The 381-nt window shown below is 61.9% G+C and carries 1 pseudogene; it reads right to left on the bottom strand.

Annotation, left to right across the window (positions count from 1 at the left end):
* Positions 1–251, bottom strand: a pseudogene (locus AF337_RS45525) (ABC transporter permease); the annotation flags it as partial.
* Positions 252–381: the final 130 nt, after the last annotated feature.

The following is a 381-nucleotide window of genomic DNA, read 5'->3' as shown; positions in this document are numbered from 1 at the left end:
GTCCACGGCGCCGACAGTATGCGTGGGTCGATCCATCCCAATGCCGAACCGACGACCCAGGTCAGGACAAGCAATACCGGCCCGATCTGCAACCCGAAAGGGATCGCGGGTCCGGGACCCAGCCTGCGCCGGGCGCGGGGGCCAGCAGAGCTAGCCGGACCGGCCGGCTTTGTCGCGCGCGAGCCTCCATGAACTCTCCCGCTTGTTGTCAGGGATAGTTTCGCCTCATCTGCATCCCAAGTGGTTGCCATGTTTCAGATCTCCTCTCCGAAGGGTGTCGAACGTTACTGGCTCTTGGCCAAAGCCGCGGCGCCGAGCTTTTCGAAGCGGTTGTCGAAAATCTGTTCGACATTGAAAGACTTGTAGCCGAGCTCGTCCGCC

Origin of the sequence: Rhizobium ecuadorense, assembly GCF_001187535.1 — a bacterium.
GTDB classification, from domain to species: domain Bacteria; phylum Pseudomonadota; class Alphaproteobacteria; order Rhizobiales; family Rhizobiaceae; genus Rhizobium; species Rhizobium ecuadorense.
The sequence above is the reverse complement of the archived record's forward strand: the minus strand, read 5'-3'. Positions and strand labels throughout refer to the sequence as shown.